Origin of the sequence: Lysinibacillus sphaericus, from assembly GCF_001629735.1 — a bacterium.
Taxonomy (GTDB): Bacteria; Bacillota; Bacilli; order Bacillales_A; family Planococcaceae; genus Lysinibacillus; species Lysinibacillus pinottii.
In genome coordinates, this window is the sequence record NZ_CP015224.1 from 4,392,997 (window position 1) to 4,417,243 (window position 24,247).

The 24,247-nt window shown below is 37.0% G+C and carries 14 protein-coding genes and 3 pseudogenes; 6 read left to right on the forward strand and 11 right to left on the reverse strand.

All coding sequences use genetic code 11. The features are described 5' to 3' along the window. Positions 1-43 precede the first annotated feature (43 nt). Entirely contained in the window at positions 44-436 is a 393-nt protein-coding gene (locus tag A2J09_RS21515) for a hypothetical protein (protein ID WP_036160741.1), read from the forward strand. A 191-nt stretch (positions 437-627) separates the two neighbouring features. Here A2J09_RS21515 and A2J09_RS21520 read toward each other — a convergent pair whose 3' ends face one another. Then, complete coding sequence (locus A2J09_RS21520; protein ID WP_031418519.1) at positions 628-1,053, reverse strand: YwpF family protein; 426 nt, start codon at positions 1,051-1,053, stop codon at positions 628-630. Positions 1,054-1,350: 297 nt separating this feature from the next. Here A2J09_RS21520 and A2J09_RS21525 point away from each other — a divergent pair, with 297 nt between their 5' ends. Next, positions 1,351-1,749, forward strand: a complete 399-nt coding sequence (locus A2J09_RS21525; protein WP_036160744.1) for a single-stranded DNA-binding protein — start codon at positions 1,351-1,353, stop codon at positions 1,747-1,749. Between the two features lie 235 nt (positions 1,750-1,984). Here A2J09_RS21525 and A2J09_RS21530 read toward each other — a convergent pair whose 3' ends face one another. Both A2J09_RS21530 and A2J09_RS21535 read right to left on the reverse strand, forming a co-directional pair. After that, the gene (locus A2J09_RS21530; protein ID WP_031418523.1) at positions 1,985-4,759 is read right to left on the reverse strand and encodes a DEAD/DEAH box helicase; all 2,775 of its coding nucleotides are present in this window, start codon (positions 4,757-4,759) and stop codon (positions 1,985-1,987) included. Further along, positions 4,756-6,330, reverse strand: a complete 1,575-nt coding sequence (locus A2J09_RS21535; RefSeq protein ID WP_012292783.1) for a hypothetical protein — start codon at positions 6,328-6,330, stop codon at positions 4,756-4,758. Before A2J09_RS21535 ends, A2J09_RS21530 begins: the two co-directional genes overlap by 4 nt. 205 nt (positions 6,331-6,535) lie before the next feature. Between A2J09_RS21535 and A2J09_RS21540 the strand changes: the two genes are divergently transcribed. Beyond that, positions 6,536-7,009 (forward strand): hypothetical protein, encoded by a 474-nt coding sequence (locus A2J09_RS21540; RefSeq protein WP_031418525.1) that lies wholly within the window; start codon positions 6,536-6,538, stop codon positions 7,007-7,009. A gap of 199 nt (positions 7,010-7,208) precedes the next feature. Continuing rightward, positions 7,209-8,039, forward strand: coding sequence for a flagellin N-terminal helical domain-containing protein (locus A2J09_RS21545; protein WP_012292785.1), 831 nt, complete (start codon positions 7,209-7,211; stop codon positions 8,037-8,039). A gap of 39 nt (positions 8,040-8,078) precedes the next feature. Here the strand turns inward: A2J09_RS21545 and csaB are convergent, their stop codons facing one another. From csaB to A2J09_RS21565, 4 genes are read right to left on the reverse strand one after another with little or no spacing between them, the layout of a single operon-like run. Beyond that, the gene (gene csaB, locus A2J09_RS21550) at positions 8,079-9,158 is read right to left on the reverse strand and encodes a polysaccharide pyruvyl transferase CsaB (protein ID WP_012292786.1); all 1,080 of its coding nucleotides are present in this window, start codon (positions 9,156-9,158) and stop codon (positions 8,079-8,081) included. Next, positions 9,158-11,071: a DUF5693 family protein gene (locus A2J09_RS21555; RefSeq protein WP_012292787.1), complete on the reverse strand. Its 1,914-nt coding sequence runs from the start codon at positions 11,069-11,071 to the stop codon at positions 9,158-9,160. Before A2J09_RS21555 ends, csaB begins: the two co-directional genes overlap by 1 nt. A gap of 20 nt (positions 11,072-11,091) precedes the next feature. Then, a complete protein-coding gene (locus tag A2J09_RS21560) occupies positions 11,092-12,648 on the reverse strand; it encodes a putative polysaccharide biosynthesis protein (RefSeq protein ID WP_012292788.1) in 1,557 nt (518 codons plus the stop codon). Continuing rightward, complete coding sequence (locus tag A2J09_RS21565; RefSeq protein ID WP_031418530.1) at positions 12,645-13,385, reverse strand: WecB/TagA/CpsF family glycosyltransferase; 741 nt, start codon at positions 13,383-13,385, stop codon at positions 12,645-12,647. The genes A2J09_RS21560 and A2J09_RS21565 overlap by 4 nt, the downstream gene beginning before the upstream one ends. 549 nt (positions 13,386-13,934) lie before the next feature. Here A2J09_RS21565 and A2J09_RS23545 point away from each other — a divergent pair. Then, positions 13,935-14,072 (forward strand): annotated as a pseudogene (locus A2J09_RS23545) (IS5/IS1182 family transposase); the annotation flags it as partial. Between the two features lie 99 nt (positions 14,073-14,171). Here the strand turns inward: A2J09_RS23545 and A2J09_RS21570 are convergent. Continuing rightward, positions 14,172-16,022 (reverse strand): S-layer homology domain-containing protein, encoded by a 1,851-nt coding sequence (locus A2J09_RS21570; protein ID WP_012292790.1) that lies wholly within the window; start codon positions 16,020-16,022, stop codon positions 14,172-14,174. 631 nt (positions 16,023-16,653) lie between these two features. Here A2J09_RS21570 and A2J09_RS21575 point away from each other — a divergent pair. After that, entirely contained in the window at positions 16,654-20,184 is a 3,531-nt protein-coding gene (locus tag A2J09_RS21575; protein ID WP_012292791.1) for an S-layer homology domain-containing protein, read from the forward strand. A 965-nt stretch (positions 20,185-21,149) separates the two neighbouring features. Here A2J09_RS21575 and A2J09_RS24705 read toward each other — a convergent pair. The 3 genes and pseudogenes from A2J09_RS24705 to A2J09_RS23220 all read right to left on the reverse strand — a co-directional run. Then, positions 21,150-21,461, reverse strand: a pseudogene (locus A2J09_RS24705) (transposase); the annotation flags it as partial. Between the two features lie 53 nt (positions 21,462-21,514). Next, positions 21,515-21,760, reverse strand: a pseudogene (locus tag A2J09_RS24710) (IS110 family transposase); the annotation flags it as partial. Positions 21,761-21,802: 42 nt separating this feature from the next. Then, positions 21,803-23,154 (reverse strand): IS3 family transposase gene (locus A2J09_RS23220; RefSeq protein ID WP_139015310.1). Its coding sequence is split into 2 segments (ribosomal slippage): positions 21,803-22,704 and positions 22,704-23,154, totalling 1,353 coding nucleotides; the frame shifts between segments, so codons are not numbered across the junction. Positions 23,155-24,247: the final 1,093 nt, after the last annotated feature.

Genomic DNA, 24,247 nt, shown 5'->3' on the forward strand with positions numbered 1-24,247 from the left:
GATGTATTTGCTGACATAGTACCAAGAAAGGAGGTTTTTTACTATGTGGAAAATGTCATTTTTAACCATTATTCTGGCTACTGTATTCCTTGGAGGATGTAACTGGGGAAATCGTGCAGTTGAAGATCATCCTGTGAGAAACGCAGAGACTGACGTTCGTAATGGTGTGGATCGTGTCGAGGATGCGTTAGATCCAAATCATCGAAATGATGCATACGATCGGAATGTAAATGGTGTTGAACGAGGTACTGTAAATGAAAATACAACTTTACCTGAAGCGACAACGCCTGGGTCAAATGCTGATATTAACAGCACAAATGGCTATGACAACGTACCAAACGCGAATGGCGTAAACGGTGTTAAGCGTAATGACAACATGGTTGATGAAAAAGCCAACGACACTGAAAAGTATCGTGACGGTATGAACAACCGATAATATCAAAAGAGTGTTTCCTACAAGGAAAACACTCTTTTTTTGATTTGAGGAAGCGGAATGGCTATTGGAATATAATATTTCAAGTCATTTATGACCCCGTTATCCCAAATAACTTGTACTGACAAGACCTCATTTCACAGAAAAACCTTCAAACGTTTTTTTAAAAAAAACGATGCAAAAAATTTGCATCGTCAGTCACTCTTCAGTTTTGGTCGCTGCTTCATATCTTTTGTAAAGCGTTCCAGCAAATGTTCTAAAGAGACACCTTCAGCTAGTAGTTCAGAAAGTAATTGTTCGGCATATTTAGAGCGTTTTATTTTGAGGGTACCTTTTAAAAGTACTGATACATGGTCACCGATTTCTTGAACCGTATGTACGATTACCTGAAAAGGAGCGGGTTCATTATCGGGAAATGAAATAACGGCACGTACATTAAAAATAGTAGCATTCGCTAAGAGCTCATCAAAGGTTGAACGATATTGTTTTTCCATAAACAATTCGAGTACCCAAGACTGATGGCTATTTTCCTGATTAATAATGATACCATCGACTAAAGGGAATGGTTGCACGCCATCTTTTGTGACAAGGTCAAAGGAAAGCATTTTAAATGTTTTCATTATGTATATTCCTCCTAAGTCTGTCATTCTTTTAGTATAACACATACGGTTCCAGTTGTTGGTCATACGCACTTACTAGTTAATTTCTATTACTGCGAAATTGTTGATTTCATGAAATAGCATTTGCCATTACTGCCTAAAGCATTCTGGTGAAAAAATAAGAAAAAAAAGAAAAATACAACAGGTAATTTACCTATTTTATGCAGAAGTATCATGGCAAATTATCATTTTTCGATTTTGTTAATATTGGAATCATTTTGTAAGATGAAGGCAATCCACAGCAAAGGAGGTGAAGGGATGAATCAAGTCGGACTGGTCGGAAGGTTTACGAAAGATCCAGTATTACGATACTTATCTGGAAATCGTGTGCAGACTCATTTTTCACTCGCCATTAATCGCAATTTCAAAAATAACCATGGGGAAATAGATACAGATTTTATATTCTGTACAGTTTGGGGAAGACTTGCAGAACATATCGTCAAGTATTGCGGCAAAGGCTCATTAATAGGTGCAAACGGCCGAATTCAAACAAGGTCATTTGTAAATGAAGAAAACACTAAGATTTTTATGACAGAGGTAGTGGTCGAGGATGTTCGATTTTATCAACTTAAACAAAGGGATAGTGACGAAGCTTCTATGGTGACGCCACCTCCACCCAATGAACAGGAAGACTTAAAAGACTTTGTATTACCATAGCATGCTACATACGGCGCAGGAAAAGTATTGTCTAATCCGCCATTCTCCTTAAACTCCTTGCACCGTAGTAACAGAAAGGAATGATGTGGACCAATTTTTTTCGGAAAAGTTGCTGAAGACCGCACAGCAATGAAATTTTTAACACAACTGAATATGGATATGAAGTAAGTAGGGAAGAGAAGAGAAGTAAACATGGTTCCACTGAAAAAGCGCCAAGAACCCTTGGCGCTTGTTATTAATATATATCTAATGTAATGAGATCACGAAGTTCTTGATCCTCTAATTCAGTTAACCACTGGCTTGACTGAATTAGTTCTTCTGATAGCGCTGATTTTTGCGCTAGCATTTTATCTATCTTTTCTTCAATTGTGCCAAGTGTTACAAATTTATGGACTTGCACAAATTGTGTTTGACCGATGCGGTAAGCACGATCGGTTGCCTGATTTTCGACAGCGGGATTCCACCAGCGATCTGCATGTAAGACATGATTAGCAGCTGTTAAATTAAGTCCTGTTCCACCTGCTTTTAAGGAAAGAATAAATATAGGAAAATCTCCTGCCTGAAACGCCTCTACTAAGCGGTCTCTTTGCTGCTTAGGCATAGCACCTGTTAAAAACGGTGCATCTACATTATATAATTCACTTAAACAATGCTGGAGCAATTGTCCCATTCCAATATACTGTGTAAAAATGAGGCATTGCTCGCCATTGTCCACAATTTCAGCCGCCATTTGCACAATGCGCTCTAACTTTGCCGAACGTGCAAGCATTGTTTGGGCATCCTCGAAAGGCTCTTTTAAATATAGGGCAGGATGATTACATAGTTGCTTTAATTTACTGAGCATTTTTAAGACGCGTCCTTTTTTTTGAAACCCTGTTAACTCTTCCAGCTGATCAAGCGTCTCCAAAATATAGCCCTCATAGAGAGAAGCTTGCTCGGCTGTTAATGGGCAATACTCATTTGACTCTAGCTTATCTGGTAAGTTCAGCTGCAAATGAGGATCACGTTTTGTCCTACGTAATAAGAATGGTTGAATTTTTGTTCGTAGCTTTTGTTTATGGGATTCAGATTCATCTCGTTCAATTGGTAATATAAAATCTTCATTAAAGCGACCAAAGCTACCTAAATAGCCTTTATGAATAAAATCAAAGATTGCCCATAGCTCAGACAGACGGTTTTCTACAGGCGTTCCAGTCAGGGCAATGTGATGGTCACCCAGTAATTTACGAATGGCTTTTGATTGTAAAGTTTGCATGTTTTTAATATTTTGAGCTTCATCTAAAACAACCGTTGCCCAGTCAATATCCTGTAAAAATTCTGTATCCTGTGACACCGTTCCATAGGTTGATAAAATAACATGTGGCCTATCAATCAATACCATTTTTTTGAAATCATCATCTTTTGCACGGTTAGTTTGATAATGCGTATGGACAATTAGTGAAGGAGCGAATCGAGCAAGCTCCTTCTGCCAGTTACCCAGCACTGATGTTGGGCAAATAATAATAGATGGTTTTGTGTAATCAGCTACTGCTTCATATATATGAAGTAAATAGGCTATCATCTGAACGGTTTTGCCAAGACCCATATCATCGGCTAGGCAAGCACCGAAACCTTGCTGACGCATAAAGACTAGCCATTCAAAGCCTTCAATTTGATAAGGACGTAACTCTGTTTGTAATGTCGCTGGAATGGGTACAGCAGGTAAACCCTTTTTGTCTAAGAGCTGTTCCATATAAGCCTTTAACGATTGCTGTATCTCTAATGCAAAGATAGGATCATCCCGAAGCGCATCGTCAGCATCCTCTTCTTCAATAGGTGCAGATAAATCTTCGGGTAATTCCCTGAATAACAATTCTCTGACAGTCCAGCTTTCGTCTTCTGCCTGCTGCATTAACGCACGCATCTCTTGCATCCAGTTAGCGTCAACACGGAACCATTCTGTCCCTATACGAATAAATTCACGCTTTTCTTCCACTAACTTTTTAAATTGCTCAGGTGAGATTGTCTGTCCATTCATCGAAAATTGCCACTTGAATGTTAGAATATCATCTAATCCAGCGACTTTTTTTGTAGATGCATTGCTAGTTGTCACACGGACACGGAATTTGGATTGCTTTAAATCCTTTAGCCATGCTGGGAGCACAACATCGAAGCCAAGTGCCTGTAATCTGGCAAGATCCTCACGTAAAAAAGATCGTACCTCCATATCTTCAAGTGTTACACGAATGAAGGTTTCACTACTAATAGCATCTTTAGATAGTAGTTGAACTATTTGTTGTTGTTGCTGCTCAATTTCAGTTGCAAACATACGCCATTTTGTAGGGAGTGCATCTTCTATAAGTAATGACTGCTTACGAATAGCAGGTGTCCAGTAATTTTTTGTAGTAGCGGTGCTAAGGACCGTTTCTAAGAGCCAGACATCGGAATCTTCTTCTGGTTCACTTAATCGTAAGGAAACGGTAATGGCACCAACTTGGCGTGTTTGATCCAATGGCCAGCCACCTCGTAAGAAAAAGGGCAATAGCTTTGGTAAATCAGAAAGTATTAGCCCTACTTGAGAAAGTTTTTGCTGCACCGCAGTTTCTAATAATGCAGAATCTATATCGTCGAGAGGGAAGGTTAGTGAAGAAAAATCCTCTGCAATGACAGCATGTGACCAAAGAGAGGGCTCCTGCCAATAATCCTGTAACGCCAATACTTTACCTAGCCATTTTTTACTATCTTCATTTGCACCAACCCAGCTGATAAAGGGATGTTGATAGCTTGATGAAAAAATATCAAGAAGCTCAGCAGCGGAAACCTCAATGGATAAATCCGCCTGATTTGTTAGTAAGCCATAGATATTTGCCTCATAGGTAAAGAACAATGAAGATACGAATGTATCTACGTCGATTGTTGTACCATTTGCAGTAAATCCCTGCAACGTAAAATATCCTTCTCGAGCTACATCGATACGAAGCTGCTGTGTTTTAGAAAAAGGGGAAGGAGAGTTGGCGTTTATTGTCATCATACTAAGTTTCCTTTCTCGATTTCTTCCTGTAACGCACGGAGTCGTTTGTATTCTGAGCGGATTGTTTGTATATATGCTTCAAAATAAGCTGTTTTACCTGCCCGTTTTGCAGCAGTACGCATACTTTTCCAAATGCGTACTGCCTGCTTATAATTCAAGCGAGATTTTTGAGCAATTTCCGCCATTGCATAAACATGATATAGCGGTAAAACCGTAGCTGGTTCAATTTGTAATACATCCTTTAATCCACACATCTCTAAATAAGATAGAGACGAAGGATTTAATTGATGAAGCGCTGCCCAGTCTCGATAACGTCCTTTTTTAATTAAGAAAGAAGAGAATGGTTGAAGGCCGTAGACTCCGAAGGCGCTGTATAGAATGGCTTCCTCTTCTTCGGTAAGCTGTATTTCATCAAATAAAACCTGGAATTGACGAACATACTGAGCACGTTGTACAACTGGTACGACTTCCTGCAAAAAGGCTGCTGTCATTGGCAGAATTGCTCGTAAAATAATAGCCAGAGCATGTGATTCGCCAGCACGCTGAGCAAAAGTAGCGAGTTCAAAAAGATCCTGCATTTGCTGCAAATCAATATGTTTCAAACTTTCAAGCAGTAAGTCCTCCTTTTGTAAGAGTACATAAAATAATAATCTTAATGATTCTAAGGATATTTCTGCCGAAGGGTTTTCAAGATTATTTAAATAATCTAATTCCTGCTCACGACGAGGCTTTTCATAAAAAAGTACCGCCCAAAGTAGCATGTACAGGTGAAGTCGATTTGGAAATAGTCCATGTCGTTCTAATAAAAACTTCCGTACTTCCACTTGGAGAGCGTCATAAAACGAATCAGTCGCAAAAAGGCGAGATCGATTAGTCAGCTCTGTAAGTATGCTCTCAAAAGATTGACTGCTTTGATCAATAAAGTATTTCATATAAGGTGAATCCAGTGAATGGCCTGGTGTTTCATTCAAATGTCGCCAAATAGTATTGAAAATGGCTAACTCCATATACAGTTTATAAAGAGGCTGCCATTCACGTTCAAAGGGCATATGTCGACGAAGACGCTCCAATGCATCAGTCCTTATAGCAGAAAGGCCATAGCCCTCTAAAATACGACCTGGTGGCAATAATCGTTTCATTACTTCCTCAACCATCAATGACCAACTTTGAGGGCTACGTTCATCAGCTAATGATTTTAACTGAACAGATTTTTGAGCACGCCAAGCACTCGACCAATTTTGAACGGAATCAAAGTACTGGTAAAGAGCAAGTAATGTACCTACCTGATGTCGACACCATTTTGGTTGTGGACAGCTACAGCGTAGCTCTTCTTTGACGAAATCAATTTCAACAGAAGCGGGTCTGACATCCTGGACAGTTGCATATAATATAGAACTGGCTCCATTAAAACGGTCAAAAATAATGGACTTATTTCTAACCGAAAAGACCGCACGACGGACTAGTTCTTCATCTTCCGTAGAGGAAGGATGTAAATCATGTTCAGCTTCTTTTAATTTAGTTAACACAAATGCTTGATGCTCTTTAGCCAATTGCGATATTGACAATGCCATAACCTCACTCCTTTCTTTATAGATGGCTATGTTAAATATGGATTAATGGTAGTAAAGGAAAAAAGACTGTCCTTCCATTATACGATTAAAATGCGGCAATGATAAGCTGAATGATCAGAAAGAAGGAAATTGAATTAAAGATAGTTAACAAGACTTTTGATTTGTGTTAAAATCTGAATAATCAGATAATCGGGAGGGATGAAGGATGATGCAAGTTCAATACATGAAGCCGTTTTATACAAAAATCACTGGGGACAAATTACGTCTCGTGTTTGCTTATCAATATTTCTCTATATTAAAAGAGAATGAGATTTTCCATTTCATTCCCATAGAAGGTAAAGAGATGATTATCAACATGAAGACACAACAAATTGAAAATTTATCTGAGGTGTTTGTTTTCCAAAAGGGCAATCGATTTATTCGATTACCACTTTATCAGCTACTTCTTATTACCAACGTCCATGATCATCTGGCACCTATACTTGAAAGCGCTACACCGAAGCAACTTCCTCTTGTTTCTACAGTGACTGTAGGTGAAATTGATCAGCTTATTGCAGAAATTGAGAACAGAAATCTGGATTACTTAATCGATCAAGCATTATTAGAGAACAATAAATCACTCTTTTTTAATCTATTGCAGCAAAAGAACCATCAACTTGGAGGTTTCAAAATTGAATAGATGGTATACCCATTAAGCACCTACTTTTCTTACTAGGAGAAGGGGTGCTTTTATTATCACAGGTAGGTCAAAAGTTTAAAGGGATGAATAACTTTCCTACAAATAATTAATAAATCCTACTATATTGGAAACTATTACCGATGGAACGTTAAAAAAGCGGAGGATAGACCGATATAAGTGGCAAAAGGGTGGTGAGTAAATGCTAGGTAATTGGTCAGCTACAGGGATGTCGATCCTGAATAATATGAATCGACATTATGGTGCTATGAGTAAAGCAATGTTACGAATTTCTACAGGTTACCGAATCAATAGTGCAGCAGATGATCCAGCTGGTCTGGCCATTTCTGAAAAAATGCGTGCTCAAATTCGTGGATTGAATATGGCGGCAAAGAATATACAGGATGGTATCTCATTAGTGCAAACAGCAGAGGGCGCATTGAATGAGACACATGCGATGATTCAGCGTATGCGAGAACTAGCAGTGCAGGCAGCCAATGATACATTAACAGATGAGGATCGGAAACAACTTGATTTAGAGTTCCAAGAGTTAAAGAAGGAAATTCAACGTATTTCAACCGATACCGAATTTAATACAAAGACATTACTGAATGGCGATTATGAAACAAATGGGATTAAAATTCAGGCAGGTGCCAACGCAGGACAGAGCATTGAACTGTTGATTAATGGTGTCGGTTCAGAAGCACTTGGTTTGAAAGATGTCTCGATTGCTACTAGAGATGAGGCAGATAAGGCTATTTCTTCTATGGAGGACGCTTTAAAACGCGTATCCAGTGAACGTTCCCGCCTTGGCGCCTATCAAAACCGTTTGGAACATGCCTATAATGCCAATGTGAACACCGCAGAAAATTTACAGGCAGCAGAGTCACGAATTCGAGATGCTGATATTGCCAAAGAGATGATGAATATGGTGAAGGCTCAGATTTTAATGCAGGCCAGTCAATATGTGCTGGCGATGCATATGCAGCAGGCACAATCCATTTTAAAATTATTAGAAATCGGAAAAAAATGATGAATTTCAATTACTATTGAAATTCATCATTTTTAATGTTTATTTAGAGAAAGTCTCAATCGCTAATTTAGCCGTTGCCGTAGCTTCATGCTGTAAGGGTAGCACAGCATGACGCATATTTTCTCGAACCGTCGTATACGATTCTAACATGGCAATCGCACGTTCGAACAATGTGACACCGTTCCAATCATCCTTCTCGACATGCCCAATAACCGGCTGATCAACAATATCAGCAAATGCATCAATTTTTGGATCATACGAAATGGCGATAAAAGGTGTAGCATAGATGGCTGAGAAGATGAGGGAATGGAGTCGCATCCCAATCAATAATTGAGATTGTCCAATTACCGCAATTTTTTCCTCAATGGATAAATCAGAAGGAGCAATTAAGCTTTTTTCCTGCATGAGTGCTGCCACTTCCTGAGAAGTTTTTAAATCGTGTTCACCATGCATTGGTAAGAAAACGATTTGCTCACCCTGACGTACTAATTGGTCTAAGCTATGAGCAATTTTTTCTTTATATGCTATTGTAGATGGCCAGTCACGAACACTAACAGAAATATAGCTTTCTGCCGTTAGGGATTCTTGATCTAACCATTCACAATGAAAGTCGCCACCATTGAGTCCCATAACAGGATCGGGCACAATTTTAGTCTCTTTACGTACACCAATCTCTGTTAAAAGAGTTTGGGAGGCTTTATCTCTAACCGTAATTTGCTCAACCTTGTTAAAGGTTTTACGCACGATTAATTTACTAAGCGAGTGGTTGATTGGGCCCATACCTTGGGCGTAAACAAATACTGGCTTCTTCAGCCATTTTGCAATTTGAATCACGCCCGCATAGTATGGAATAGTTTTCATGCCTGTTTGATCCTGCATTAAACTACCACCGCCACTAATGAGTCCATCAGCTGTTTTAAGCAATTGATGGATTTCTTTCATTTTCCAACGATTGACGGCTTTTACACCATAGGTTTGCTCAGTAGCGGTTGGGTTATTAGATAATACAGTGATCTCTATATCATTTTCCCATTTTTTCAAAGCTTGAATGATGGAAAGCAGAATAGCATCATCTCCGACATTATCGAATCCATAATAGCCCGATAAAACAATGTGCATTATGACCACCTCGCGATTGCCTTAGAAACCCAACGATAACCGAATTTAAAAATAAGGATAAATACTAGTCCTATAACAAAACCAAGAGATACGCTGTATAGAGTACGTAATACTGAAACAGCTACTGGGATGTGTAAATGTGTAAATGTATTAACGATCGATAAGAATCCGATAACACCTGGTACAAGTAAGATACTACCCCATTTGCGGTTGATGCCCATTACATATAAAGCTAAAACAAAGAATGGGAAACCAATTAAGAATTCCTTCGTTCTTGGTCGTACATATAAGGTATTTTCTAGCCATTGTCTAAACGTTAATTCTAAATCACTAACTGAGCCAGAGTTACCAGTTCTGCTAATGTAAAATAAACCGATACCCGCCACGACAATTAGTAGGAGTACATGCCAATATTTTAATTCTTTGTTTAACAATGTTACGGTATTAGATAAAGATTTATTAATATTTTGATCAGCTAGTCGGTTAATCTCAATTAATGTAAATAGTAGAACGCCCATAATTGGAATCAGATAAACTAACTTCACGCCTTTGAACGTAGCAAAACCTGTCATAAAGGCGTTGCCATTTAATAAGCCAATGACAATAACAATCCCGATAAGGCTAATCGCTACTGCCTTCAAGTATTGCACAAGTATTTTAGACATTTTCGTAGACCCTTGTGCTGATTTAATTACGGCATAGGTAGGTGCAAGGACTGCAATAATTAGTGCAAATGCCTGTAAAAATAGAGTACTTTTCAGGATAAAGTACGCAATGGCTAGTACTGTCATAAATCCAGCTGCCGCAATTCGTAGAGGCATCCATTTGATTAAGTCTGAAACGATAAAGGTAAATAAAATACCTGCTACTAATACAGCTGCTGTGACCCAAGCTGGTACAGCTACCTGATCAAACAGCTTTGGCTCGCCAGGTTGGAAATGATCTGGCATTGCGTCATGTACTCCATTTAAGTAGTCAATAGTTTGCTCCACATTTTCCTTGGCATTACCAGTTGTTTTAATATGGTAGAAGATAGAACGGATATTACGCTCTTTTACAGCTCTTGTTGTACGGTCAATACTTTCATTTAACTTTAATTTCGTTTGTCTGTTGATGTTAATACTATGCAAACGAATCATATTGTAATCGGTCATTTGGGCGATTTTATTTTCGCCCTTCAATGGATTACTTTCGATTGTATAGAAGTAATAGCCCGCATCACTTAGTTTTTCAACTAATTGATTGCCTTTTTCTTGTCCAAAGCCAATTGCTTCGTCACCTTGACCAAGCAAGCGACCAGAAGAACCATCTTTTAATGCGAGTAACTGATTCACCAATTTAGCGTTAGCCACTTCATTATCTGCATTTTCAACTTTAAAGACATAGCCTAGGCCATGCTTACTAATCATATCGATAGCAGGCTGATCGTAGCCAATTGGTGTTTTTAAATCAAAGTTATGGTTAGAAGTAGGGAGAAAATAAAAAGCCTCTTCTCCTATTTGAACTTCCTCCGGCTCAACACTATCCATGATAAGCTTTCGGTAGCTTTCATTTTCAGGTACTCGAATATAAGAGCCACTCTTTGTAACATCAACAGCATCTTTATAAGGTGTAAATAATAATTGTGCTGCTAAGTCGTTTTCTTTATAGACAGTAATCAAATTTTGTTTTTCCATTTCCTTTAATGTTAAAGGCTCAAGACTAACAGTTGTCAGTCCAGCTTCTTTTAAGGAGGAAAGGATTTCATCAATTGTTAAATCACTGTTTTTATTTGCAGTTTGTATTTCATCATAGGGAATCACGATTTCATAAGAATCATTCGATTGCTCCGCATTCCACCTCATCATGATACCTGTGGAGGAAACGACGAGTAAAAGAACAATAATCCCCCAAAGCCATTTCTGTTTCGACATAAGTGTCCTACCTCTCTTATTTATGAAAATCTTTTTCCGATAACAGGAATTTTCTTTAAATCTTGTTTATCAATAGCTTTCATTAGCCATAGTAAAAGGAAGTAAATAGCTCCTCCAATGATGATGGCAATAGTCAGATAGCCCATTGCCCACATACGAGACCAATGTGTAAAATCAAGCCAAAGCGTTGGTAAACCAACGGCTGCTCCCATTACGATGGAAGACACAATCATTTTCACCGTATCTTTTCCAAGAACAGTAAAGCGAATCATACGATATATAAAGACAGTATTCACAATAAATAACACAAAGTACACCAATAATGTTGCATAGGCAGCACCATCTAGACCGAATGCTTGAATGAAGAAGATGTTCGCAAACACCTTCAAAACAACACCACTTAAAATAATAAGAGCGCCTGTTTTAGCAGCATTCATTCCCTGTAAAACGCCTGTCCCAAGGAGTGTTAGTGATGTAAAGACCGAGCTAAGGTTAATCATGGCTAACATTAAGCTTCCCTCTAAGTCTGTAAAAAGAGCTAGATTTAAAGGCAAGGTTAAGGCTAGCAGTCCAATCGCAGCTGGCCACGATATAAGATGAGTCATACGATGTGTTTGTTCAATAATACTGCGTGTTTCATCCATTTTACGTTCAGCAAGCTTAGTAGTAATTAGTGGCACTAGCGGTAAAATAATTGATGACGCAAATACCGTCGTAATTTGAACTAATGTTAGCCCTCGACCATATATCCCATAAAGGAAGCTAATTTCACTTGCGTCTGCCCCTGCACTTCTTAACCCATATGTAACGGTAAAGGAATCCACAAAGTTAAAAAGTGCCATTGTAACAGAACCAATTGCAATCGGAATGGATATTTTTAATATAGTTTTACTATATGTGGAGAAATCCTTACTAGAATATTTCTCCTTGCTCGTTACTTTTACCGACGAACGGAAATATTTATAGAGTAAATAAACAAGTGAACCGAGTGCTCCAAGGACAGAACCAGCCATAATTCCACCAGCTACGATATCATTTGAATAATCCATCGCAACTAGGAAGTACGCAACAATTAGAATTAATGCAACTCGAACTAATTGTTCAATTACTTGAGAGATGGCAGTCGGTCGCATATCTCCAAAGCCTTGAAAAAAGCCACGATAGACGGCCATATAAGGAGCCACAAGTAATGTCAGTGCCACAATAATTAAGGCAATTTCTGTTGATGGTCCACCAAGTGCATTCGCTATCTGCCCTGAAAAACCGTAAATGATTGTAAAACTAATGACGCCAAACGATAGGGCAAGGATTCTTGCGGTTACATAAATTTTCTTTATTTTGGCAGTATCCTTACTTGAGTTAGCCTCCGCAATCAGTTTAGAAATAGCAATAGGGATACCTGCAACAGATAAATACAAAGCCACCATATAGACAGGATAGACAAGACTGAAAATACCAAGTACTTCGTCACCAGCAATATTTTGAAGTGGAATACGAAAAATACTGCCAATCACCTTAGAAAGTAATGTCGCAATGGTTAAAACGAGTGTACTTTTGACAAATGTTGATTGACTCATTTTGTTGTGCCCTGCCCTCTAAGCTTTAATGAGAAAACCTTTAAAGCAAAACGTGGAAGAACAAGCATTCTTATAAAACGACTTGGCTGGCGTAGTAGTCGATAAAGCCACTCAAGATTTAACTTTTGCCAAATGACTGGTGCACGCTTCACAGTGCCCGCGATGACATCGAAGGAGCCACCCACACCAATAAATACGCCCTTTGAAAACTTGTCTAGGTTTTCAGTAATCCATTTTTCCTGTCTCGGTACTCCTAAAGCGACAAACACCAGATCAGGTTGTAATGCTGCGATATCGTCCGCAATATGATTATTATTCCAATCAAAGAATCCATCCTGATAGCCTACCACTTCAACATTTGGATAATTCTTATGAATATTGGCAATGGTCTTTTCAATTGTTTCTTTTTGTGCACCCAATAAATAAACTTTAAAGCGCTTTTGCTGACCTACCTCTAACAATTTCACCATGGTATCATAGCCTGTTACACGCTCGGGAAGTGAATCTCCAAGGATTTGAGCAGCCTTTACCACACCGATACCATCCGCACAAATGTAGGTTGCCTGATTTAAATAGCCCTTCACAGTAGGATTTTCATTTGCCTGCATGACAACTTCAGGATTGGCTGTCACAACGAAAGTCTTTTCTTGCTGTTCAATACGATTAACAAGTAGATCTACAAACCCTTGCTGACTAATATGTAAAAAGGGTACGCCCATAATCGTTACATGCCTCATATAGTGTTCAAACCTTTCTGTAATTCCTTTTTCACTGCAATCTATCATACCATAAAAGCAATATTGACAGGAAATTTTCGATAATAGTTCAGCTATGGCTATAGGCTGCATAAAAGGGGATTCAGCGTTATAAAAAGGAGGATTCTATTGCACATACAAGAAACAAACTAAAAAATGCACTGATTTTTTTAGGAGGAAATAGTGGTGCTCATAACAGAGGGGGGGTGAGTTTCTTCTATTATATAGTGTTTTATATTCATGCAATGAAGACAAAAAAAGAGTGCGAAACAATGTCGCACTCTCAGACTGTAGACAAACTCAAAAAATTTGAGAGTTTGCCTACAGTCCTTTTTATTTTACAATGAAATAAAGTAAAGCCGTTGATTTCCACTACGGGCGGACGCTTTCCGCGGGCGGGGTCGAGCTGCTTCCCTCGCTTCGCTCAGTCCAGGATCTCGACTTTCCCGCTTTTCCCGCAGGAGTCGCCGCTCTTCGTTCCAATCAATTTCTACATAAAGTACTCCATCTACATAGGGTGTTGAAAAGTAAATTCTCCATGCAGACCATTTATTTATAGATTCCACGCATGTGAAAGCGAGTGCGAATAAAGGAAAGTATGATAAAAAGGTTGTGCGAAAAGAAACACGGGCTTATGAAGAGAAGCTTCAATTAGAGTTAAATATGGAAATGACAAAAGCCATCGAGAATGAACTTCTCGACGGCTTTTGTCTACAGTCTGAGAGTGCGAGACAATGTCGCACTCTTTTTTTAGAAAATCGTAGGAAATCATTTTTTTACAATATAATCGCCATGTACCCAGCCGGTTTTGCCGTTATAGATAACCTGATACCAGGCACCATTTTTTTTGAATTCGCCTTTATCATCTACTGCACCAATAATAAAGCCGTTTGGTTTAACTGTACCTAATATAGGGGCTGTCGTAGATGGTTCACTTCGGACATTGAGCATGATGTTCATGTTGACAATCTGTAAACCATTTTCAAGTTGAACATAATCATCAAACACCCAGCCCTCTTGACCATTGACGCTTACTTTAAACCAGCCACCATTTTCTCCAAGTACTTTGAAGGATGTATCTTTAGGTAAATTCGTCATAATGGATGCAGCATCTGTAGTATTAGGATATGTTCTCATATTGAGATTAGTAGTAGCCTTTCCGATTGCCCCAGCTATATATGAATCTAAAGCATATTGCTTCGTAGGACTTGGTAAAGATGGAGCGGAAGGCTGACCCTGATAAGCAGGAACATCAAACACTAAATTAGTTGACGTATGTGCCCCAACTAATTCATAAATATCATAAATCTTTTTCGCCTGAATAACTGCCCACATTACATGTGTAGCATATTGATGGACGGTTGGATTATCTGGATTCCAGCGCATTTTATATAATGTGTCTTGTCCTTTACTAATATACTGATCCTTGACAAATTGAGCGCCGCCGATAATCGCATCCTGTACGGTAAACCAACCATTTGTATAAGCACGCTCAGCACCAAATTTATTGGCATCAGCATCAATAGCTCCAATACCATAAGCATTATAAGTTTTCTTAATAGCGGTTAAACTGTCTCGATTTTCAGGAGTAACCATCACTGGTTTTCCACCCGTATCTAAGCCAACCTCAATTCCGTTCATAAGCGCAGAGGCCCCATTAGCGGTTTCATGTAAAGCATGTGATAACAGATAGATAGCATTTACATTGTTATCGACACCCGCCTGAATAAAGGCATCAGCCATACCTGCTAAGCTTCCTTTATTAGCAAGTACCTTATCATTGAGTTCCTTGGCATTCAAATTATTAACCACAGTTGATAATTTTAAAAATTGATAAAAAGATGGGCTATCCTGCATAACGCTCTTTGGGTGTACATAGTATGACACTAGTGCGTCGCTAGCCGTAAAAATACCAGCACCGTCTACCTTTGGATTATTGGCAGTTTGTTTATTCACCACCGAAGAATAGTCAAATGAGTAATTGGTTGTTATATATTCCTTTCCACCAGTTTCTGGTGCTTCTAAATGAAGTAAACGATAGAGAACGGTCGCTGCTTCAGCACGAGTTGTTTGGGCAAGTGGTGCAAATTGATTATTCGGCTTCCCTACAAGTAGACCTGATGTTACGACAGCCTGTACATCAGCATAGGCCCATTTGGCGATACGAGCATTGTCACTAAAGTTAATAGGGGAGGAAGATGTATTGATATTTTGATAGTGGAGAGCTCTTTTTAACATAGCCGCCATTTCCTGACGATTAATATGTGCGTTCGGGTTGAATTTGCCCTGGTCGTCACCTTTAATCAATCCATGATAGCTAGCTTGCTCGATCACTCCATAATACCAGTCGCCTTTCTTTACATCTGAGAAGGTTGCTTGACTAGAAGTAGCTGGCAAGTTAAGTGTTCTGACTAGAAATGCTGCGAATTCAGCGCGAGTAACAGCATCGTTTGGACGATAATTGCCAAATTCATCACCCTTCATTAAATCGTTTGTAATAAGATAGTTCATTTCATGATAGGCCCAGTGCTTCGAAATATCTTCTGCTGAAGCGCTAGTAGGTGCAAGATATAGCATACCTGCAAGCACTGCCCCGTAAAGAGGAAATTTTCGTTTCATTTTTCAAGCTCCCTTCAATAGCTGATAATTGTTCTATCAAACTATCAAAAGTGTATCACAAAAAAAGGTAATCTATTATTACAACATAAGGACAGATAGAATTAGCTATTATTTAATAATGAAGAAACTCTTAAAAGTGATAGGAAAGAGGCGGAATTCGCTAAAAAACTCTAGCTATGTTTCTGTTTCTTTACAAATATAACTAAAATGTTACGGGAGTCTTTAATTTTTGACAATTTAGTAACCATTCCAGAAAATGCTTGGTTATTATGGAGAGTCAGGTATAATAGGAAATGGAACTATATGTTACCAATACAAATGAGGGTAAAATTAGTTGGAAGAAAGTAGCCATCTAGTAAGGTCCATGGTAAAAAAATCTTCTATATCTAAATTTATGTCCCAATGCTTGAATTTCGGAAAAGATAATGTTATATTATTGTAGAAAGTGAATAAGCTTACTAGAATGGTATTCTACTACTCATTTTCTAGTAACTTTACTAAGAAAATTTGCTTTAGTTTTGAATTATTCGAGAAAGCTATAATACATAAATTTAGGCAACTAATTATGGTGGTACTATAGTTTTCGTTGGAATAATATCAATTTTTAGGAATATTAGGGAGGAATAAATTAATGGCAAAGCAAAACAAAGGCCGTAAGTTCTTCGCGGCATCAGCAACAGCTGCATTAGTTGCATCTGCAATCGTACCTGTAGCATCTGCTGCACAATTAAACGACTTCAACAAAATCTCTGGCTACGCTAAAGAAGCAGTTCAATCTTTAGTAGACGCTGGTGTAATCCAAGGGGATGCTAACGGCAACTTCAACCCACTTAAAACTATCTCACGTGCGGAAGCTGCTACAATCTTCACTAACGCTCTAGAATTAGAAGCAGAAGGTGATGTAAACTTCAAAGACGTTAAAGCTGATGCTTGGTACTACGATGCTATCGCAGCAACTGTAGAAAACGGAATTTTTGAAGGTGTAAGTGCTACTGAATTCGCACCAAACAAACAATTAACTCGTTCTGAAGCTGCTAAAATTTTAGTAGATGCTTTCGAATTAGAGGGTGAAGGCGATCTAAGCGAATTCGCTGACGCTTCTACTGTTAAACCATGGGCTAAATCTTACCTAGAAATCGCAGTTGCAAACGGCGTTATCAAAGGTTCTGAAGCAAATGGTAAAACAAACTTAAACCCAAATGCTCCAATTACTCGCCAAGACTTCGCAGTTGTATTCTCACGTACTATTGAAAACGTAGATGCTACTCCAAAAGTTGACAAAATCGAAGTAGTTGACGCTAAAACTTTAAACGTTACTTTATCTGACGGTACTAAAGAAACTGTTACTTTAGAAAAAGCTTTAGAGCCTAACAAAGAAACAGAAGTTACTTTCAAAATTAAGGATGTTGAATACAAAGCTAAAGTTACTTATGTTGTAACTACAGCTACTGCAGTTAAATCTGTATCTGCAACTAACCTTAAAGAAGTAGTAGTTGAATTCGACGGTACTGTTGATAAAGAAACAGCTGAAGATGCAGCTAACTACGCTTTAAAATCAGGTAAAACAATTAAATCTGTATCTTTAGCTGCTGATAATAAAACAGCTACTGTTACACTAACTGATAAACTTAACAACAACAAAGCTGATGCTATTAGCATTTCTAATGTAAAAGCTGGCGATAAAGAAATCAATGTGAAAAATGTTGAATTTACAGCAGTAGATAATAAAATTCCAGAAGTTACTGAAGTTAAATCTTTAGGAACAAAAGCTGTAAAAGTTACATTATCTGAACCTGTTGAGAACTTAAGTTCTACAAACTTCACTTTAGACGGAAAAGCGTACTTCGGGAATGTTGTTATGGGTGCTGGTAATAAAACAGTTATCTTAACACCTTACAGCTCTTCTGCACTTTCTGTTGGCGATCATAAGCTTACTGTTTCTGGTGCAAAAGACTTCGCTGGTTTTGTTTCATTAAATTCAACGCATGAATTTAAAGTTGTTGAAGATAAAGAAGCACCAACAGTAACTGAAGCTACTGCAACACTTGAAACTGTTACATTAACATTCTCAGAAGATATTGACATGGATACTGTAAAAGCTTCAAACGTTTATTGGAAATCTGGAGATTCTAAGAAAGAAGCATCTGAATTCGAGCGTATTGCTGATAATAAATACAAATTCGTATTCAAAGGCTCTGAAAAAACTCTTCCAACTGGAAAAGTAGATGTGTACGTAGAAGACATTAAAGATTACTCTGATAACAAAATTGCTAAAGATACAAAAGTTACTGTAACTCCTGAAATCGACCAAACTCGTCCAGAAGTAAGAAAAGTAACTGCTCTTGATGAAAAAACTATCAAAGTTACATTCTCTAAAACTGTTGATGGAGAGTCTGCTATAAAAACAGGCAACTACACAGTTAAAGACAAAGACGACAAAGTAGTTTCTGTTGATAAAGTAACTGTTGATTCAAAAGATTCTAAATCTGTAATTATTGACCTATACTCAAAAGTAAGTGTTGGTGAAAATACAATTACAATTAAGAATGTTAAAGATGCAACAAAACTTAACAATACAATGCTAGATTACACTGGTAAATTTACAAGATCAGATAAAGAAGGTCCAGATTATGAACATGTAATCAATGCTGATGCAAAAGCTAAAAAAGTTGTTTTAAAATTCGACAAAAAAATGGATGCAGCATCTTTAGCTGACTATTCAAACTACCTAGTAAAAATCAATGATACTTTACAAACATTATCAGAAGATGTTGCTACACTTTCAGTTTCAAATGATGCTACAGTAGTAACTATTACTTTTGCAGAGACAATTAAAGGTGACGATGTTGTATTTGCTTCTGGTAAAGCAATTTCTGGATCTGGTAAAGTAAATGTAAATGAATTACAAGTTATGGGAGTAAAAGATACTTCTGGTAACGTGCATAAGAAATTTAATGGTTCAGAAAATAAAATTACTTTATCATCAACATCAACGCCATTAAAACTTGCTAAAATCGACAAAGATTATGATGCAAAATACACAGCAGAATTAGTTGATAGAAAAACTGTAAAAGTTAAATTCTCTACAGTTATTAACTCAGCAGCTGCAAATGCATTTACTTCTGAATCACATAAAATTGATTCTATTCAAGTGAATGGTACTTCAACTGTTACAGTTAAATTCAAAGATGAAATTAACACAAACGCTTCTGATTTAGATTTAAAAGTTAATTTATCTAAATTAGTTGATATTGCAGGAAACGAAAGTACAAATAATACTCCAATCGCAATTAAAGCTGGTATTAACTTATTAGATTCTGTTGCACCAGTTGTTGTAGGAGAGCCTGTTGTTGATAAAGAAACAATTACTTTCACTTTCTCAGAAAACTTAACTAGTGTTTCTATTGGAGAAGTTTTAAGCACAGACTTTACTGTAACTCGTGTATCTGATAATAAAGATTTAGCAATTAAAGATTACAGTGTTGCTATAGCTAATAATAACCAAGTTGTTATTACACTTAGTGACAACCGTGAAGTTGCAACTGCTTATAAAGTTACAGCAAAAAATGCTAAATTAATCACTGATGATAATGGTGATAAGAAAAATGCAATTGCTGATTTCACTAAAACAACAGCTACTAAAGTTGAAGCATCTGGAACTTTATCACTTGATGCAGCAAAAACAAATTTAAACAATGAAATCACTAAAGCAAAAGATGCAAAAGCTACTGGAACAGAAGGCACAGCAGCAACTAACCAAATTGTTGGATCGAAAGATGCTCTACAAGTTGCTATTGATGTAGCAGAATTAGTTAAAAATGACACAGCTGCTACATTACAACAATTAACTGATGCAAAAACTGATTTAACTGCTGCTATTACAGCCTACAATGCTGCTAAAGTTGAAGATATTTCATCGTTATTAGTTGCTCCAGATTTAGTATTAGGTACTACAGATAATGGTACTATTACAGGTTTTGTAGCTGGTACTGGTGAAACATTAAAAGTTACTTCAGACTCTGCAGCAAATGTTGAAGTTACTGATCCAACAGGTTTAGCTGTAACTGCTAAAGCTAAAGGTGAAGCTAACATCTTAGTGCAAGTGTTAAAAGGCGATAAAGTAATTAAAACTGGTACTGTAAAAGTTACTGTTTCTGAATAAAACTAAATGAAACGTTACTCTATAAACTGAATTATTCAGTGAATGGAGTGGAAATGAAAACCCCATGTCTTGCATTTAGCAGGAAACATGGGGTTTTCTTTATAACTAAAACCTCCAATTTGTGGATTAATTCTTATTATTAGAAGATATTAATCTACAACAGCCTAATCCTTCTGTGTTTAATGCTTTGCTGAATCACACAAAAGGGATGAAGTCAGGTGAAGTCGTACCCAGTGGTACCGGGGCGCGGTTCTTTAAAAGGTTTCTATGGTTAGGCAGACGAATCCATGTAGGCAGGGTAAGCGAGTGTACGGTGTGAAATAAAGCATAGGAGCTCACTGTATATCCAGATGCAATGCTATAGTGGCGATCGATAAATTGACTGTTAAACCGGTCGTTCTTATTCCTGGATAGTGGAAACCTAAGGAAATCAAAATAAGGGATGGAAGTAGTGGAACGTTTGAAGTCTTATTAGAAGAGGTGTGTCAGCACCAGTGAGGCTAATAAGATGGCAGCGGGTTTGTAGTAGTGTGGATCGCTAGCCGTTTGGACTTGTATGGTAACATATGAGGAGAGTAAAACTAGCAGGAGCGAAGAAACCCAGTCAGTGGTAGATCAATAAGAAACTTATTTCCCTAAAATTTGTTTCTTTAAAAGTTAATTCAGAGACAATCATATTATATGATTGTCTCTATTTCATTTTGTATCTACTAAATGAAAGAAATAAGTATCATTAGGTAGGTTTAATATGGAATTTTATAAAGAAAAAGAAATCTTTTGCTACAGTTGCCGTAAAAAAACTATATTTACTTATAGAGATAATGCATAGAAAGAACGTGGTAGATAGTTATTATAGTGAATGTTCTGGTATTTGGTTTGAATGGCAAAATAGAGCTGTTGAGAGAGAGATGGAAAAGTGGATTGACTATAATAAACATCTTATCAAATGACTAAATGGTATTTTTGGTCGCTGAAAATTTACCTGATTCGTAAACAACTTGGGTCAACTCCAGCGAAAGCCACAAGCTATTTAGGGTTGTTAAATCGATCTATTCATCAATTTCATAAGTAATATTGCAGGGATTTTTTCATCGATACCTGGGATAAATTTGATAATACTATATTCATCAATTTCTTTAGCGAGGACCTATTTCTTACTCTAACTTTGATAGATGCTCTTTGTATTGAAGAAGGATATTTATATACATATCAAGACCTAAAATATGACTCTGGTAAACAGTTTTTTCAAAAGGATTACGAGCTGCAGTGGCTTTTAACTGTAAAGTTTTTTTATTTGGTCTGTAATAGATTACTCACTCACTTGCTTTAAAATATCTTCTGATGAAGGGAACTCTGAAGAGTTAATAGTGAAAATTAGAATATAAATCTCCAAAGACCTCGATTATTCAGGAAATTCCTGTTCAAGGACTGCCTGAAATTGCAACTTAGTTTGAATCATTACGCCAGTTATATTTTCATGTTGTCTTGTAATCTTACGAAGATTTAATAACTGCACACCACGTTTTTTATATGGCTCTAATTCCTCTTTATAGAACAATTCACAAAGAAGATAGGCATAATGAAGTGACCCCTAAAAGTTAGACACGGTTATTTTGATTTAGGAAGCTTGGATAAAATGAGTTCGGTATTGCACCGGACTCATTTTTAATTTTGCCTTCATACGTTTCGTGTTGTAATAATTTATATAGTTTTTAAGTTCAAATTTAAACTGTTCGACACTTTCAAATTCTTTTAGGTAGAGGAATTCTGATTTCATGATACCGAAAAAATTCTCCATTACTGAGTTGTCGTAACAGTTTCCTTTACGGGACATACTTTGCACAACACCTCTTGATTCAAGGGCATGCCGAAACTGCTGCAATTGATAATGCCAGCCTTGATCAGAATGCATCAGTAGCTTATGTTTTTCTGGCAACCTCTCTAAAGCTTTTTCTAACATCTCAGAAACTAATGAATACGTTGGTCTAGGGCCGATTGTGTACGTAATAATTTCTCCGTTAAACAAGTCTAAAACAGGCGATAAATAAAGCTTCTCTCCGAATAACTTAAACTCTGTGATATCCGTTACCCACTTCTCATATGGAGCTTCTGCAGTAAAATTGCGATCTAAAATATTCGGCGCGATTTTACCAACTGTACCTTTATAAGATTTATATTTTTTCATTCGAACTAAGCACTTTAAGCCTAGGGCTTTCATGATGCGTTGCACTTTCTTATGATTAACTTTTTTCCCACGATTCGCTAGCTCATCTCGAATACGACGGTATCCATAGCGGCCTTCGTGTTCATTATAAATGGCTTGAACTTCAGCCTTTAACTCGGCATCTGGATCTGGTCGACTCATCTTCTTTACTAAATCGTAGTATGTGCTAAGTGGAATTTCTGCGAATGCCACAAGCGCCTTCACCGAGTATTTATGCCTTAATTCAAAAATGACCTTTACTTTGTCTTTCGTGGTGATTTTTCCTTGGCTTGAACTAAGGCATTCAACTTTTTTAAATACTCGTTTTCCATTTCAAGCTGCTTAATACGTGCTTGAAGTGCTTCCGTCGAGCCTTCTAGTACATTTTTAGGTTGTTTAGTCGATTCTTTTTTCATGGATGGACGCCCCTTTTTCTTAGAAAAGAGCGCATCCAATCCGCTTGTTCTCAGTTGAATACGCCACCTTCGAATCATTCCAGGTGAAGAAATTTTAAAGATAACCGCGGCTTCGTTAGAGGAAACGCCATTTTCGTTCATATAGTTTAGTACGTCCATTTTAAACTGAGCTGTATAAGATGTATAGGATTTTTCAAAAGCAGATAAACCATGGTATTCAAATTGCTTAATCCAGTTATGCACAACAGATTCGTAAGTACTGATAGATTCTGCGATTTCTTTTATACTCTCTGATGAATTTTGATAGCGCATAACGGCATCGAGTTTTTGTTCATTTGTAAATTTCGTCATAAAAAAACTACACCTCCAATTGTTAGATGAGTCTAACAATTGGGGTGCAGTTCATAATGGCAACCGTTTTTACTTTTCTCAAACTCGATCCTCTTGCCTTTTATGAAATTAACCGATAAATGATAATCAATAAATATCCTCGTTCTTCTAAATGATGTATGACAGTAGCACCATAGTGTCCTAAAGCTAAATAGAAAAAGAATATCTTTTATACTTAAACAATTATCTGTGCTATATTTTTTATTTATTAAGCAAACAAAAGTGTTGAATTGAAATAAAGGATTTAAGGATATAGGTGATTAAATGGAATACTACAATTTAAAAGACGCTTCCGATAAATATATTGAAGTGGTAGCACAAGCTATGTCATTATATGGTTTGTTTTCGAGGAAGAAAAAATTAAGAACGCTAGAGTTTAAGAATTAGCTAGGGGATATATAATCATAGGCTCTTTATATGAAGAAATTAAAGAGTATGAATCTGCAGCATTTTACTTTAATAAAAGCTTCAGTTTAGCTAAAAACATTGCATTTCCTTATGAATCTAATTTTAAAAAATATTAAAAGCTTTTCTAAAAGCAGGTCGGAAAGATCTATATGATTATTGGCGTTCAGATTTTATAAAGCGAAGTCTTTACGATAAAAAATTTAATTTAAATTTAAATAACGTAAAGACAGAGTTATTGCCACCTAACAAGGCCAATAATAGTATAGGTGACAGAAAATATACAATTGATTATACCTGAATCATTTATTTGCGATATTTACTTTGGAATTTTGGAATATTATCAACTTTGAAATAAAAGACAATCAACTATTGTAAAAAACGAAGTATAAATTTTCCTATATAGGGATATATAGGAAATATGCAAAAATAAAATGTATCAAACAAAATCAATTTAAACTATTTGAAAAATGTATTGTAAAACTAAACTGGGTGCTTCAGTCAAGTGTGAGCAATGTTTTTTAAGACACTGCTCCTTTTACATTTAAAAGTTCTGATAAGACTCTTTCCTTATCCTCTCGTAAGATGTTGTATACGCTGAACCATATTTAGAATATGAAAGTCCCCATAAAACACAGCTATATGCACG

Coding starts and splice junctions, on each gene's coding strand:
- A2J09_RS21545 (WP_012292785.1), top strand. CDS start 7,209: ATGCTAGGTAATTGGTCAGCTACAGGGATGTCGATCCTGAATAATATG.
- A2J09_RS21520 (WP_031418519.1), bottom strand. CDS start 1,053: ATGAAAACATTTAAAATGCTTTCCTTTGACCTTGTCACAAAAGATGGC.
- A2J09_RS21555 (WP_012292787.1), bottom strand. CDS start 11,071: ATGTCGAAACAGAAATGGCTTTGGGGGATTATTGTTCTTTTACTCGTC.
- A2J09_RS21535 (WP_012292783.1), bottom strand. CDS start 6,330: ATGGCATTGTCAATATCGCAATTGGCTAAAGAGCATCAAGCATTTGTG.
- A2J09_RS21565 (WP_031418530.1), bottom strand. CDS start 13,385: ATGAGGCATGTAACGATTATGGGCGTACCCTTTTTACATATTAGTCAG.
- A2J09_RS21515 (WP_036160741.1), top strand. CDS start 44: ATGTGGAAAATGTCATTTTTAACCATTATTCTGGCTACTGTATTCCTT.
- csaB (WP_012292786.1), bottom strand. CDS start 9,158: ATGCACATTGTTTTATCGGGCTATTATGGATTCGATAATGTCGGAGAT.
- A2J09_RS21560 (WP_012292788.1), bottom strand. CDS start 12,648: ATGAGTCAATCAACATTTGTCAAAAGTACACTCGTTTTAACCATTGCG.
- A2J09_RS21570 (WP_012292790.1), bottom strand. CDS start 16,022: ATGAAACGAAAATTTCCTCTTTACGGGGCAGTGCTTGCAGGTATGCTA.
- A2J09_RS21575 (WP_012292791.1), top strand. CDS start 16,654: ATGGCAAAGCAAAACAAAGGCCGTAAGTTCTTCGCGGCATCAGCAACA.
- A2J09_RS21525 (WP_036160744.1), top strand. CDS start 1,351: ATGAATCAAGTCGGACTGGTCGGAAGGTTTACGAAAGATCCAGTATTA.
- A2J09_RS21540 (WP_031418525.1), top strand. CDS start 6,536: ATGATGCAAGTTCAATACATGAAGCCGTTTTATACAAAAATCACTGGG.
- A2J09_RS21530 (WP_031418523.1), bottom strand. CDS start 4,759: ATGATGACAATAAACGCCAACTCTCCTTCCCCTTTTTCTAAAACACAG.